Raw genomic sequence first — 14897 nt, 5'->3', positions numbered from 1 at the left:
TTTTAAAATTTCATACTTTTCTTCTTTAGAAAATTTACTTTTAGCCATAATAAAAACTCCCCCAAAGGAAAACAGATTTTTTTATTTCATCTGTCTACCTTTAGGGGAGCATATCAATTTTCTTATAGCGGATGCCTTTTATAATCTGGCAAAACGATGGGGTATAGGTTTATTGATTTTAATAAAGAAAATTTTTACGAAGAAATTAGCAATTAAAGTCTATCTTTGTAATAAATGAAATTACAACCTCGCATCTCTCCAAAAGTTCACCGAAAAGTGTTCATTTGGGTTATACGCTTCCAAGGCGTAACCTTGATTAAGTAAATAATCAATGATAGCAGGTAGTGTATGATACGTTTGTTTAGATTCATGAAACAGAATAACGATTTTATCTAGATTCTTATTTTGATGAATTCCACTTTTCACACTTTCCATGATTTGATCCTGATCATGGAATTTCCAATCAAGAGTATCAATATGCCAATCCCACATTTTGTATTGCTTGTTCACAAGTCCATTTCGATAGGGTTCTGTCATATAAGGCTTACTGCCATATGGGACTCTGACTAATAAGCTATTTAGTCTCGAAACCGAGTAGAGTGTTTTTCGAGTTTGTTCCATTTCAGCTACGACGTTTTGTGGTTTGGTGTACAGTTTATTCTTATTATGGCTAACACTATGAAGTCCAATATAATGTCCGCTATCAACCATTTGTTTGATGACGTTTGAATATTTTCTAATGTTTGGTTCGACTACAAAAAATGTTCCTTTTACATTCTTTTGATTTAAAAGTGTTAGGATTTTTTTAGAGTATTCATTAGGCCCATCATCGAAAGTCAAATAAACTTTCTTCTTATTTAAATGAGGGGACAAGGTGGTATGTAACTTGGTTGAGTTCCTTGCAATAAATGCACCGTTGCTGAGGGTATGATTGCCATCTACAATTCGCACTGTTTTCTTATCTGAAAGGTAGAAGACTCGAAATCCAAGGTTTTCTGCAAAAGCTCGTATTGGTATGTATTGTATACCGTCAATTTCTACAATGGATCCTGTATAGTTGTTATTTGGGATAGTGAACGTATTGTTCAAAAGGTCTATATGAATGGTATGAGTTCCTCTTTGAAGAGTAGCGGTTTGTGGAACTTCAACTCTTTGAAGTGTTGCTCCGATGGATTTTGAAAAATCATCTAAAGGCATATGTGCGCTGGCGCCAATCATTGTTGGGTAATGCTCTTTGCTAAGGTGAACTTCATCATTTACGCTGAAGGTAAGTTTTTGTACTAGCTGGGAGGCTTGTGTAGACTTTGGAAAAAATAGAAATAGTAGTACGCTAAAGAATAATAAGTGTTTAATAGATTTTCCCATAAACTAAAACCTCGCATATTTTCTTATTTTAATAGAAATATATGAGGAAATAGTTAGAGTATTCCTATATCAATTGAAGAAATATAAAAGGCCCCCAAGTCTTATGGAAGCCGTTGGAAATAACCATTTAATTATAAAAATAAATAGAATGAAATAGAGAGTCCGACCATTCAATCGCCTCAAAGTAGAGTTGGTAAATCTCTTTTTCGTCCATATTTAACACTTTACTGATCTCGATGGTTTCTAGCATATTGCCTCGTTCTAATGAAGATATTAGTTGTAATTCTATATTTAATTCACTAGAATTTCCGAGTAAAGCATCTTTTATTCGAGAAGTTAAGGGTAGTTCTACTAAAATGTCTTCCATTCGTTTTTCTAATATGGTATCGATTAAAGAGAGAAGACCTAGTAAAAAGCATTCTGAACTAGGAATATCCTTCAGTTTTGCTATGGACTCAAAGAATTTGGCCCTGCACAAAGAAGTTTTAATCACTTCACTATTTCTTTGGGTGAATTTATTAGCAAAGGCCAATACCATGACCCATTTTCGCAACTCATTAAGTCCCAAGACTATTACTGCCTGTTTTATAGAGTTAATTCTATTTCTCATATGATAGGCAGTGCTATTAACAATTTTAAGAAGCCTATAGGTTAATGCAAAATCACTTTCAACCAGCTCTACAATTTCATTTATATTAGGATCAGGTTGATCAATCTTTTCTAATAATAGAAAGTACTGGTGGTTTCCCATGGAGGAAACATCTTTAGTATTAATGATGACGGGCTTGCTAAAAAAGTATCCTTGGAATAGGTGAAAACCTAAGGAACGTGCTAGATGATAATCCTCTCTGCTTTCAACTTTTTCAGCTAACAATTTTATATCGGTATGATTAATTACCTCTAATATTTTTTTCAATTCTTCTGGACGTGTTTTTAAAAAGTCTACTTTAATGATGTCGGCAAACTCTAAGAAAGCAGCATTTTCTTTTCTTAATACAAAATCATCCAGTGCAAGTGTATACCCGAGAGATTTAAGGCGTGCACAAGCCTCTAAAACCTTTGGAGTAGGTTTAATATCTTCTAGTAATTCAATGACTATAATATCTTTATTAAAATAAGTTGGTAAGTCATCTAATATTAGGTTTTCAGTAAAATTCACGAAACATTTTTTTCGGTTGGCTAACTTTTCAATTCCAATAATCATAAAACTATTAACTAAGACATCAAGAGTAGCTTGATCTCCATTAAATTCAAGATATTTATTGTCACTCCCACTTCTACTTAACAATTCGTAGCCAATTAGTTCTAGTTTATCGTTGAATATTGGTTGCCTGCCCACAAAAACATCCAAGCAAACACTTCCTTTTCTATTAAACGTTTCATTTATAAATGATATGGGCTAATAGACTTATTACTTCTATTTTATATGTATATAATAGGTAACGCTACTAATTTTTGTAAAAAACAACCTAATAGAATAAATCTATTAGGTTGAATACATGATTATTGGTTTAATCCTGCCTCATCTATCATAGACAGCATAGTTACTATATGTGCTCGAGTCATTGGTTCGTTCGCTTTAAAGGATTCAAATGTTTTTTGGCTTGTTCCGTCTTTTTCTAAATATCCGCTAACGATGTTATGGTCGTACAGCCATTGAACAGCTTGGTTTTCCGACATGGTTTTCTTTGTAAAGCTTTTTGCTAATAGTACAGCTGCTTGGCCTCTCGTTAATTCTGAATTTTGTTTTCCGCTTAGTAATAGTCCTTCTTTTTTAGCTAAGGAATAGATGGTCGTTAACGATTCATCTTTTAGTGCTTCTTCATGTGTGTAACGGAAAAATACTCGTAAATACTGGCTTTCAGTCATAGTAGAGTAAGGTTTTAGTAATCGATCTTTTTCGTAGCCTACAATAATTCCTTTATTGATGGCCCAAGTGAACGGTTTTGACCAGTACTGATCATATTCAAAATCGATGTAAGAAGATAGGTCCTCATCCTTGGTAGCAAGATCTCCTGTTTTCATCCATTCTGAAACGTCGGAAATGAATTCTTGTGGTACATTTCCAGGTGTCATGTACTCTGTCATATAATCCGGTTCTCCTGGATAGTTGACTAAAGCATGGAACATATCAGGGTAGATTTTGTAATCCACATTTTTTCGGTCCTTTAGTTCCGCTTTAATTTTATTGTATTGGGATGTAGGCACTTGTAGGTCCTTATCTCCTTGGATGACGAGCATAGGAACGTTTTGTTTCTTTGCCAAAACAGTCGGAACGTAATCACGTAAACCAAACCACCAAGAAGCACCTCCTAATTGGAAGGTAGGAGGCACCTTATCTGCTGAATATTGAGGATCATCCAGAATACTGAACTGTGCTTTAAAGAATGCTAGATTATCTTTTAGTGCTTTGATTTGTTCTGCTGGAGCCTTCATTTTTTCTGCTCTTTTTAATCCTTCTTCAAACTGCCAAAGCATTAGATGATGGAATTTATCAGCAACCCCAGCAACATGGATGGCTCCTTTAATATCCTGTTTTTTATCGTTTTCAATAATGAGCGGAAGGGCAAAAGCACCTTGGCTATGACCTAATACAAAAATATTTTTTGAATCAATTTCAGGTAGAGACTTCAATTTTTCTACTGCAAGGTTTGCATCTAACACTGTCTCTTCTTGAATCGAAAAGTTAGGTGTTAACATACTTTTTGCTGGGTGAGCTTTCGTCCTTTTTTCGTATCGAAGGACTGCGATTCCTTCATTCGCTAGTCCGACCGCAATATCACGAAAAGGCTTAAAGGAATAAATGGAAGAATCCTTATCATGAGCTCCCGATCCATGGACAAGTACGACAACTGGGAATGGACCTTTTCCTTTTGGTACTGTTAAAACACCTGGTAAAGAAAATTTCCCTTCACCGATTACGAACTGTTTCTCTGAATAGTTTTCTGGATTGTTGTAGGTAGGGTTTAGCACATTTACTGGCGGAGATAATGGTTCGATAGCAAAGTCATCGACTTTTCCTTCTTGATCTAGTTTCAATACGATGTTAAATGCTCCTTTTTCAGCTGTAGCTTCGAAAGTCACATTCGTATGTACACTATCAGTCTTTAAGTCTTTATATTTGGTCTCTAGTACTTTGCCATACGGAGTAGTCATTCCCGCCAATAATGGAACAACCACTTCTTTTGTTAGTAAAGGCTGAAGGTGTTTACTAAACTGCTTGGATGCTTCTTCCCACTTGTTTGACATTAACAAGGTAATGAATTCTTCTGCATTTTTTTTGTAATCCACATTTGCAATTGAAGTTTCTGCATGGACTTGGTGTTGAGGCGCTGTAAGACTTCCTGTTAATCCAGTTAATCCCAAAGTTCCTGCCAATACTATTTTACTAACTGATTTTGTCAATTTTTTTGACATTCAAACCCCTCCCAATTTTGCACATCTACACTTTATACGAATCAATGTGAAAAAAAGTTCAAAGTTTTTTGCAAATTTTACTAAAATATATAAAATTTGTAATTAAAATGAGAGGATTCCTCATGCGGAAATCCTCTCTCAATTCTGTATATTCACTCTACTTCGTGCTCCATCTTTACAAAATCGTACATACAAAACAAGCCAGCAGCTTTGCACGATGAGATAAATGGGGAAGGAGTAGTATAAGGTGTATCCGTGATTGTAGTGAAAAACCTCTGCCTGTACAGAGAGCCATTCCAAGCCAGTGCTAAATAAAGAACATAGGAGAATGTAGGTAGGAGTCGGAATTTTTTGTAGACGGTCGTAAAAATAATAGAAGAGATAGCTGATAGGGCCGTAAGCGATATAAGAAAGAAAATCCATCATTTGATAAGATGAATTATCGTTTACATCATAATAACTGACAGGCTGAACACTTAAGGAATGGTCAAAAAATAAACCGGTAAAAATACCACAGGTAAAAAAGACAATGGAAGTTTTTTTCGAAAATCGTTTTGGTAAGAAAATGATAGCTAACAATCCTACACATAGGCCGAAAATAATAAACCATTCATTTAAATTGAAGTGATTGTCATATACCTTCATGTTTTGGTCACTTCTTTCTCATCCACTCTAGAGATCATCCACGCCATTAGGCTTGAAAAAAGGGCATAGCAACTGAATAAGAGAAGGGTTTTCCCAATATTCCATTGGCTCGTTTTGATTATCTCTAGCCATTCTAATAATTTTTGCATCAAAATAAAGCTAAAAATGATAGCGATGACAATGAACCATTTCAAATACTTCCAAGAATATAAAAGGATATTTGCGGTTATCACAAATACAAGTGGAATCATGATTAAACGTATCACTAAATCTGCAAAGGACTTTTCAACATCATGGCTTACAACAAGTTTGTTTAAGTTAATATGTAAAATGGTGAAGATGCTTACTTCAAAAATGGTATTCATGAAATACAGGAAGACCATATCGAGTTCGGATAATTTTTTTGGAATAGCATGCAGAATGATAATGACAATCCACGTGATCAATACACAAATTGCTAAAGACAAAAAAGAGCCTCCTCAGAAGTTCTTTGATTGGTTACTAGGTATTCTATCCTGTATTTATGTATTCATACCCGTGTCTCTTGTTTAAGAATAATACTTGTAGTTTTTTTGCATACTGATAATGATATTCTAACGGATATCAAGTTCACAGCTTATCCAATACAATCTATGAGGTGACACGAATATGAGCTATAAAGATCACTTAGATCCACATTCTCAACGATTTCACCATAATTGGACAAGACCTAAGCGTTCAAAATCTCAAGTTAATGGACATACTGAAATGTCACAAACCAACATTATCCTGAAAAGCAATGCAAAGGCTCACAGATGGTAAAGGATATTCTTTGAAAGAAGGAAGAAGACGCCGTTTAGGCGTCTTCTTTTCTGAATGGCGGAATGGTAATAAATAGTGTGTGTTAGGTAATAAAAGATTGCGGTTCGGTAATAATCGGATCTCGTTCGGTAATAAATCTCCGCATTTCGGTAAAAAACCCAGTGTGTTCGGTAAAAAAACGAGGCTGAACGGTAGGAAAGAACGCGCATCCTCGTCTTTGGTAATAAACGGATCTCGTTTGGTAATAAAAGTCTGCATTTCGGTAAAAAACCCAGTGCGTTCGGTAAAAAAACGAGGCTGAACGGTAGGAAAGAACGCGCATCCTCGTCATTGGTAATAAACGGATCTCGTTTGGTAATAAAAGTCTGCATTTCGGTAATAAACGGATCTCGTTCGGTAATAAATCTCCGTATTTCGGTAAAATACCATCCCATTCGGCATAAGACACCCGTATTTCGGTAATAATCCATCCCGCTCGGCACAAAATTCCGCCCTCCGCTAACACCTGGCGTAATCTCGCTCTATTTAAACCAGCCTTTTTCTTTAATTCTTGTGATGGCTTCAATTCGGTTGCCGACTTCAAGTTTATCTAAGATGGTTGAGATGTAGTTTCGGACAGTTCCGGTTTTTATGCTGAGTTCGTCTGCGATTTCCTTTGTGTTCTTGCCATCTGCGACAAGGACCAACACTTCTTTTTCGCGCTCGGTTAACGGATTTTCCTCTGCGTATACATCATCGACTAATTCTGGGGCATAGATTCTTCTGCCAGCCATAACACTTCGTATGGAGCTGGCTAGTTCTTCGCTAGGACTATCCTTTAATAAATATCCATTTACACCTGCTTTTAATGCTCGTTGGAAATAACCAGAGCGGGCAAAGGTGGTTAATATGATGACTTTACATCCTAATCCTTGTATTTCTTCCGCAGCATCAAGGCCGGTTTTGATAGGCATTTCGATATCCATGATACAAATATCTGGCTTTAAGCGATGAACTAGGGAGACGGCTTCTTCGCCGTTGTCGGCCTTTCCAACCACTTCCATGTCATCTTCTAAACTAAGTAGTGAACCTAGTGCGCCCAACAACATTCGTTGGTCTTCAGCTATGACGATTCGAATCATACAAGCTCCTCCCGATCCATCTGTTTCACGACATTGGGTACTCTTATTATTAAAGTAACTCCGTCCTTACAAACAATATCCAGCGTTCCATTCACAAATTCAAGTCTTTCCTTCATTCCAATTAATCCATTCCCTTTGCAAAAATCTGCTTCTTTTACCTGTTGGGAACCGTTATCCTTGACTGTCATTGTAATGCCGTTTAGAGATTGTTCTATTTCAATCTCACAAGTGGACGCTCCACTATGCTTAACCACATTGTTTACGGCTTCCTTTAGACACATGCTCAGTATGTTTTCAGTTAGGATAGGAACGTTGGTTAAGGTAATGTACTCAGGACCAATATACTCGATTTGAGCGGCTTTTAGTATTTGTCTGATTAAGACAAGCTCTTCTTTTAAGGTGATGCCTCGCATTTGGGACACTAATTTTCTTACTTCGTTCAATGCGGTTCTAGCTGTTTGCTGAACGTCTTTTAATTCAGAACGAGCTTGATCAGGATCTTTTTGAATCAATTTTCTAGCCAAATCGCTCTTTAATCCGATCAGTGAAAGCTTTTGGCCGAGTGTGTCATGAAGGTCACGGGCGATCCGTTGACGTTCTTCTAGCTTTACTAATTCTGAAATTCGTTTGTTGGCATCCTCGAGTTTTTCCTCCAGCTGACCCATTTCATTCCGGTTACGAATGTTGAAGGGGAGAAGGATGACGCTTATACAAATGATGATGATAAAAGGCAATTGTTTTAGAAAAATTTCTTGGTTCAAAATAATCGTAAAGTTAATCGAGACGGTAGTACTAATCAAGTGAACGATATATAAGATAAGGAAAGCTATCCGGTCTTTAATATTGCCGATAAGGTAGGCAATAAAGAAAGCGAAATACACGTAGCTGAAAAAACTCGTCATCGTAAAGGAAATGCTTATCAATATGCAGGTCCAGACGTATACAGCCCACTTTTTTGAAATATAGGCAAAGCGATAGGTGATAAAAAATAAAATCGTCAGCAAACTGCCAATGATGATTTCTTTAGGTGATGAAGATTGAAACAAAAAATAAAACGGCAATATACTTAAAACCGCCCAGATATAAGGCGAAATACCAGTGTTCTTTTTGAAAAGTATGAACCTTTGAAACATAATAAAAACCTCTTTTGTACGAATATTAGTGATCCGAGTGACAGACTATGCTTCCATCTTTGCATGAAGGCTCGCCAATTGGCGAGCCTTCGAATGTAGTAAGGTTATCTTATCATAAGGAACACGGAAATTCCTGTCAGAACGGTTTAAGTTAAAGGGATGATTTTGGTGAACTGAACTGTTCTTTATTTTGAAAAGCTTTTAATTCCTTAAATCCAATAAACTTTTTCCCTTGTTCATCCCATAGATGCATCTTTAGTGATTGTAAGCTAGTTGAAATAGTAAGCGTCTGTGCATGCTGTAATGGCACACTATTTTTATGAACTTCTTCAAGCTTATAATTTGGCACCCTTGGGCTTAAATGATGGACATGGTGAAAACCGATATTTCCTGTCATCCATTGTAAGACTTTAGGCAGCTTGTAGTATGAGCTTCCTTCTACAGCTGCTCTCACGTACTCCCATTCCTCATCGTGTTCAAAATAAGTGTCTTCAAATTGATGTTGAACGTAGAACAACCAAATTCCTACCGAACCAGAAATCATAAAGATTGGGCCCTGTACTAAAAGGAAAGCTTCCCAGCCAACAGCCCAACACATTAAAGCGACTAGAGCAACAACTGAGATGTTTGTAATATATGTGTTGATGCGTTCTTTACGTCTTGCGCCTTTACGATTAAATCGATTCAAAATCAAGAAGATATAAATCGGACCTAAAACGAACATGACAAACGGATTGCGGTATAAACGGTATGCAATTTTTGTCATTGTAGATGCTTCTAAATATTCCTCAACAGTCAAAATCCAAATATCGCCTACGCCACGCTTATCTAAATTGCTGCTTGTAGCATGGTGAACGGAGTGACTGTGTGCCCATTGATCATAAGGGAAGACAGTCAATATACCCGTGATTGTACCAACGATTTTATTTGCTTTACGGCTTTTAAAGAAAGAATGGTGACAACAGTCATGGAATATGATGAAAATTCTAGTAAGTAGCCCAGAACCGATTACCGCCAACGCAAGTGTCAACCAATAAGAGATGGAGAGACTTTTATACGCAAGAAACCATACTAATAGGAACGGACCAATCGTATTGATGATTTGCCAAATGCTGCTTTTGAGTTCCGGTTTTTCATAAGGGGCTGTGTGTTTACGCAGGTTTTTTGTATCCTGATTCGTCATATTTTAGTTTTCCCTTCCTCATACTTCATAGTTTATTACCTCCTATTATAAGTAAGTGAAATGAGGCGTGGTAGTCATACGTGTCATATCCAAACCATGATAAATGTCATATATGGAGTGAAAATTTTGAAGGATTTTACTTAGGTCCTTGATTATTTTGGCATTTAAGGGGAGTTTTATAACAAATTTTTCTATTTTGTTTTCATATTTCTAGTCTTATGACCAGGTATAAAATTAATCAAACGTTTGATTAATTTTATACCTTCTGAGGGAGATTACCTTATTACCATAGAAAAGAGCAGCCAAACATCGGCTGCTCTGTGAATTATTTATTTCCTTCAAACAAGTGAAATTTGAGGCCGAATGGATCTGCCACTAACATACTTTTATCTGAATAAACATGGGTAATGATACAGCTATTTTCCAATAACATCTTCTTAGCGGGCTCGATTTGGTCCACATAAAACTCAAAATAGGTATATTGAACATCAGTGTTTTCAATATAGAAGTTTGAACCACCCATTGAGAACTTTGTTTCGTTCGGGAAGCTTTGTTCAAGTTTAAAGCCAAGAACATCTTGATAAAAGGAAAGTGCTTTTTCATAATCACTTACACCGATTGCGATGTTATTTGTCAGGTGGAATGGTGAACGTTCATGAAGATATCTTTTCACCTGAACATTTTCTCCTGTTGTTGGTAGTAAATCAAATAGATGCCAGGTGACACAATAATCGTCTCCAGGTCCAAAAGGTGCTTGTGCATAAAGTGTGATATTTCCATCTTGGTCTTTATGGAAGGTAGAAACTCCTGGATAGTGTGACTTACCTTTTAAAAATCCAATGTCTTCTGTGAACGGATGATCTTCTACTGAAATCATGGGAAACTTCCATTTTCTACTAGCGGCAAAATCACCTTGTACATCTGGGGTATCGGGTGATGCAAGTACAAATCCAGTTTCATTCCTCAAATGTTCGTAAACCCCATTGAATCCGTCTGCCCACATCGTACAGTAAGAGCAGCCTTTGCCCATATTATGAATGACCATTAATTGGTCCTTATCTCCGAATAGTTCTTGCAGGGTGACCTGTTGGTGATTGGATGTAACAAATTCATAGTTTTGTACGGATCTTTTAATAGTTGAGGATTTAAGCTTGGCAAGCTGCTTCTTTTTTTCTAGTATTTCCTTTTCTAGCTCTTCAATTTGGCTTAGAACGGTATTTTCCATTTGTCGTCTACCCACTCCCGCATAAAATGAATTTCTACTATAAGATTTCAGCAATATCAGCCATAATCCTGTTAAAAAAGAAAATTACTTTTCCGACTATTCTAGAAAATGGAAATGGTTTATGATGAATAGGTGACTATTTTACTAGAGTAATGTATTTTGGGCTGAAACCTCGGACGGAGAAACCATATACTCTATAACCAACAATCTATGAAGCTATTTAATTCGAAAAAGAGGTAGACATATGAAAAAAAGCATTAAAGTCAAAATGTTATTGGTGTTTTCTACTCTTATTTTACTTTCAGGACTTTGTATTAGTTTCCTCGCTTATCGTTCATCCGTTCAGCTAGTGGTAGAATCGGTAAGCAATCAAGCAGACCATATTGCAAGGCAAGCGGTAAAGAAGATTGATGTTGAGAAGTATAAAGAAATAACACCTCAATCAGGTGAGACCGACTATTATCATGACCTTCGTCAACAATTGAATGAAATTAGAGAAACGAATGGGTTGTTGTATTTATATACGATGCAACGAGTTAAAACGGATAAAGGGTTTGTCTATCAATATGTGGTGGATGGGATGCCAAAAGGTTCTGAGGATGCTTCAGGGCTAGGTGAAGTTGAAGATGCCATGGATGAGTTTCCACAGTTAAAAGCAACGTTTGAAACGGGTGAATCCTCCATTGGGGAATTAAGCTATGATGATGATTACGGAGCGGTTGTCTCAGCTTACATCCCAATCAAAGCTACAAATGGTGAAATGATTGGTGTTGTTGGAGCAGATTTTGATGCCACACAAATTTATAAAACGATGCAAAAGAACAAGCTGAATATGATTATCATAACGGCTATTATTTTAGTGATTAGTATTCTAATGATTGTTGGCTTTACTCGATACTTAGTAAATCCATTGCAAAAGCTAACGAAACAAGTTGAAAAGGTAGGAAGTGGAGATTTATCGACTTCGTTTGAGAGTATGCGAGGGGATGAAATCGGAAAATTAGCGCTTGCGTTTAATGAAATGGTTTCGGATTTAAAACAAGTCATTCAAGGGATTAATTATAATACGATGGAAGTTCAAGTCACGACTTCAGAATTATTGGCCCAAGCGAATGAGACAAAAGCAGCTAGCCAACAAATTGCAGCTACTATGGAACAGATGGCGATTGGCTCACACACACAATTTAGAAGCCTTGAAGAAAGTGTATGTGTCATGGAAGGGATGACTGAAGGCATAAATCACATTGCTCAGTCGTCTTCAACCGTATCCGAGTTTTCTACTAAGACGCTTCAAGAAGCAGAACAAGGAAACGAGAAGTTAGAAAAGGTAATTGAGCAGATGAAGACCATCAGTGCTTCCGTCAATCAGTCTTCTTCTTTCATAAAAGTATTAGAAACTCATTCCAATGAAATTGCCACGATTATTAATATTATTCGTGAGATTTCCGCACAAACAAATTTACTTGCTTTAAATGCAGCTATTGAAGCGGCAAGGGCAGGGGAGCACGGAAAAGGTTTTGCAGTAGTAGCCGATGAGGTTCGAAAACTTGCTGAGCAATCAGAACGATCTACAGAAAGTATTCAACAATTAATTGAAAAAATCCATGATGATACGAGTGTTACTGTAAAGTCTATGGACACCGTAACAAGAGATGTTGAAAAGGGAATCGTTTTTGTGGAAGAAACAGGAGAAGCATTCCATACGATTTTGGATGCCATTCAAGGAGTTGTCCATCAAATGCAAGAAGTGACAGCTACTTCAGAAGAAATGTCAGCTTCCACAGAAGAAATCACGGCTTCTTCCTTGGAAACCGCCAATATTGCAGAAAAAGCTGTAACGAGCACAAAAGAGACTGTCGAAGTCACGAAAGAACAGGATCACCTTGTTTCTGATATGTCGACTTCTATCGAGAAACTGTCTCGTATGGCGAAAGAGCTAAATGAATTAACCAATAAATTTAAGCTGTAAAACGAAAAAGGAGCACCGTCCGTTAGCAGGGCCATGCTCCTTTTTATTCTAATATGGTAAAAAAATACTTAAATTTGGATATTTTTATATAATTTAACATATACAGAAGTGAATTTTCTAATTAGACTATTCCTACTGTAGTAGTTGTATGAATCCATTGGGAAAGAAGGTGTTTATTTGAAAAGAGTAGTGTCAAAATCGGCCTATGACTTTCTTAAAAGAGAATTCCATGAATTAGAAAGTGCAGGACACTTAGAAAAAGGTCAATCTGCTCATTTGATGGATCTATATGAAGCGCCAAAGGAAATCCCTTCGAAACAGAGCCTGAACTCTATACAAATACTGTTTCTTATTGGTGGAATTTTGATTGGGTTAGGGATATTGAGTTTTGTGGCTAGCAACTGGTCGGAGTTAACGAAAATAACCAAGTTTATCATTCTTTTAGGTACGTTGATTGCCTTTTATCTTGGGGCTAGAAGGTTAGAAACGAAACACCCTGTTCTATCTAAATCTTTATATTATGTAGGTGCCTTTGCCTATGGTGCGGAAATCTTTTATATTGGACAATTATTTCATCTAGGTGGCAATTGGGAAGATGCCTTCTTAATGTGGGGAATAGGAATTTTGCCTTTAGCGTTTTACTTAGAAGATAAATTGTTAAAGTTTGTGGCTATAGGTTTAATCTATAGTTATATCCAAGTTAAATTTATTTGGACAGATGATTTAGTGGCTTATGTCATGATTATCATCTTCCCGCTTATGTTCGCTTTTGGTCATTATGTAATGAAAAGGTCAGAAGCTTTATTTTGGGTCAATATTTTATCCGTTTATTTATTCATTCAAGCGCAATTTGCTATAAGGCCTCTAGAGGTTGAAGCTTTCCCTTATGTGTTTTTACTCGTATTACCAGCTTTATTTTATGTGGGGCATAAGTATTTAAATAAATCCAAACCTTTGTTTGTGATTAATCTATTCATGACATTGCAGTTCTTTGCCATGGCATTTTCTTATTTTGAATTAGAACACGAACTTCTCATCCTATTATTCTATTTCATAATAGGAATGAGTTTAGTATTTATTCAACATCCAGACTATAAATGGGAAACCAAAGTAATCGGAATGATGCTTCATTTCATCACTGCGATCATTCTCTCTTTTCCTCATTGGTGGGAAGACGTGTCAGCAGAGAATGCGTGGTTGCTTTCGTTGGTATTTTCGATTGGATATCTTATCTACGCACTTAGTTTAGTGAGGAGAGAGAATCTATTCGGAGTTGCTATCGTCTGTTTATTCATTTTCCGTTTCTATGTAGATTTATCTCTTGCTTTCCTAAACAAGTCCATTGCTTTCCTCATCGGAGGCGTTCTATTATTAGCGCTTGGGTATTGGTTTGAAAAAACTCGTCGAAAGGAGATGACGAAGAATGAAGAAACTATCAAGGAATAATTTCTTTATCTTTGCCTTAGCCTTTCCGATTCTTCTTTTGTTGACTATGTTAATTAAACCGCTCACCGCCACTTACTTCGGGGAAACGGTTAAGCTACAAACGGTCCCTTACGATCCAAGAGACTTGTTTTACGGTGATTATGTAGATTTGAACTTTGAAATTGAAGAAGTTCCCTTAGACATTATCTACGAACCACTACTCAAGAAATTAGACATACATGGAGACAGCTCCAAACCTTATAAAGATGTGAAGGTATTCATAGAATTAAGGGAAGACAAAGCTTCTGGGGTTTACAAAGCATGGAGAGTTGTAGAAGTGAAACCGAAGTCTGGCGTATTTATAAAAGGTGTAATGAGCCCTTATGTAAATATGACTGAAGGCCAAAACCTGAAAAAAGTGAATATCAACATTCCTAACGAACGATATTACCTTGAAGAAAACACTGGTAAACAGCTTGAAAAAGAATCAAGTCAAGGTCGTTTAATTGCGACGGTTAAAATCTATAAGGGATATTCCATCCTTCAGAGTGTAGAGGTTAATAAGTAAGGAAAAAGGTGATTAATACGTCTTAATAGGACGATTTTAATCACC

General features: G+C 36.5%; 14 protein-coding genes. 5 read left to right on the top strand and 9 right to left on the bottom strand.

What is annotated here, in order from left to right; translation table 11 throughout:
• Positions 1-238 (top strand): hypothetical protein (locus DBX25_RS20945; RefSeq protein ID WP_205685245.1); only part of this gene is annotated, 238 nt, incomplete at its 5' end.
• A 2-nt stretch (positions 239-240) separates the two neighbouring features.
• On the opposite strand, the gene DBX25_RS15085 is transcribed toward DBX25_RS20945, so the two are convergent.
• The 5 genes from DBX25_RS15085 to DBX25_RS15065 form a co-directional block, all read right to left on the bottom strand.
• Positions 241-1365, bottom strand: coding sequence for a polysaccharide deacetylase family protein (locus DBX25_RS15085; RefSeq protein ID WP_108671644.1), 1125 nt, complete (start codon positions 1363-1365; stop codon positions 241-243).
• 127 nt (positions 1366-1492) lie between these two features.
• The gene (locus tag DBX25_RS15080) at positions 1493-2716 is read right to left on the bottom strand and encodes an EAL and HDOD domain-containing protein (protein ID WP_108671643.1); all 1224 of its coding nucleotides are present in this window, start codon (positions 2714-2716) and stop codon (positions 1493-1495) included.
• 152 nt (positions 2717-2868) lie between these two features.
• Positions 2869-4782, bottom strand: a complete 1914-nt coding sequence (locus DBX25_RS15075; protein ID WP_108671642.1) for an alpha/beta fold hydrolase — start codon at positions 4780-4782, stop codon at positions 2869-2871.
• Positions 4783-4920: 138 nt separating this feature from the next.
• The gene (locus DBX25_RS15070) at positions 4921-5427 is read right to left on the bottom strand and encodes a hypothetical protein (protein ID WP_108671641.1); all 507 of its coding nucleotides are present in this window, start codon (positions 5425-5427) and stop codon (positions 4921-4923) included.
• Complete coding sequence (locus tag DBX25_RS15065; RefSeq protein WP_108671640.1) at positions 5424-5894, bottom strand: hypothetical protein; 471 nt, start codon at positions 5892-5894, stop codon at positions 5424-5426. The genes DBX25_RS15070 and DBX25_RS15065 overlap by 4 nt, the downstream gene beginning before the upstream one ends.
• Positions 5895-6075: 181 nt before the next feature.
• Here DBX25_RS15065 and DBX25_RS15060 point away from each other — a divergent pair, with 181 nt between their 5' ends.
• Positions 6076-6228 carry a YpzG family protein gene (locus tag DBX25_RS15060; RefSeq protein WP_108671639.1) on the top strand — a complete coding sequence of 51 codons (153 nt, stop codon included), beginning with the start codon at positions 6076-6078 and terminating at the stop codon, positions 6226-6228.
• A 521-nt stretch (positions 6229-6749) separates the two neighbouring features.
• Here DBX25_RS15060 and DBX25_RS15055 read toward each other — a convergent pair.
• The 4 genes from DBX25_RS15055 to DBX25_RS15040 all read right to left on the bottom strand — a co-directional run bounded on the left by DBX25_RS15055 (position 6750) and on the right by DBX25_RS15040 (position 10890).
• A complete protein-coding gene (locus DBX25_RS15055) occupies positions 6750-7349 on the bottom strand; it encodes a response regulator transcription factor (RefSeq protein WP_108671638.1) in 600 nt (199 codons plus the stop codon).
• Positions 7346-8482, bottom strand: coding sequence for a sensor histidine kinase (locus tag DBX25_RS15050; protein ID WP_108671637.1), 1137 nt, complete (start codon positions 8480-8482; stop codon positions 7346-7348). The genes DBX25_RS15055 and DBX25_RS15050 overlap by 4 nt, the downstream gene beginning before the upstream one ends.
• Before the next feature lie 151 nt (positions 8483-8633).
• Positions 8634-9665 carry a Delta(5) desaturase DesA gene (gene desA, locus DBX25_RS15045; RefSeq protein ID WP_108671636.1) on the bottom strand — a complete coding sequence of 344 codons (1032 nt, stop codon included), beginning with the start codon at positions 9663-9665 and terminating at the stop codon, positions 8634-8636.
• 325 nt (positions 9666-9990) lie between these two features.
• Positions 9991-10890 (bottom strand): DUF899 family protein, encoded by a 900-nt coding sequence (locus DBX25_RS15040; protein ID WP_108671635.1) that lies wholly within the window; start codon positions 10888-10890, stop codon positions 9991-9993.
• 244 nt (positions 10891-11134) lie between these two features.
• On the opposite strand from DBX25_RS15040, the gene DBX25_RS15035 reads away from it, so the two are divergent.
• The 3 genes from DBX25_RS15035 to DBX25_RS15025 all read left to right on the top strand — a co-directional run bounded on the left by DBX25_RS15035 (position 11135) and on the right by DBX25_RS15025 (position 14852).
• On the top strand, positions 11135-12859 hold the full coding sequence (locus DBX25_RS15035; RefSeq protein ID WP_108671634.1) for a methyl-accepting chemotaxis protein: 1725 nt from the start codon (positions 11135-11137) through the stop codon (positions 12857-12859).
• A gap of 177 nt (positions 12860-13036) precedes the next feature.
• Positions 13037-14305, top strand: coding sequence for a DUF2157 domain-containing protein (locus DBX25_RS15030; RefSeq protein WP_108671633.1), 1269 nt, complete (start codon positions 13037-13039; stop codon positions 14303-14305).
• Positions 14283-14852: a GDYXXLXY domain-containing protein gene (locus DBX25_RS15025; protein ID WP_108671632.1), complete on the top strand. Its 570-nt coding sequence runs from the start codon at positions 14283-14285 to the stop codon at positions 14850-14852. Before DBX25_RS15030 ends, DBX25_RS15025 begins: the two co-directional genes overlap by 23 nt.
• The last annotated feature ends 45 nt before the right edge of the window (positions 14853-14897 follow it).

This window comes from Peribacillus acanthi, from assembly GCF_003073175.1.
In the GTDB taxonomy this organism is placed as follows: Bacteria; Bacillota; Bacilli; order Bacillales; family DSM-1321; genus Bacillus_BN; species Bacillus_BN acanthi.
This window is presented reverse-complemented; position numbering and strand designations above follow the sequence as displayed.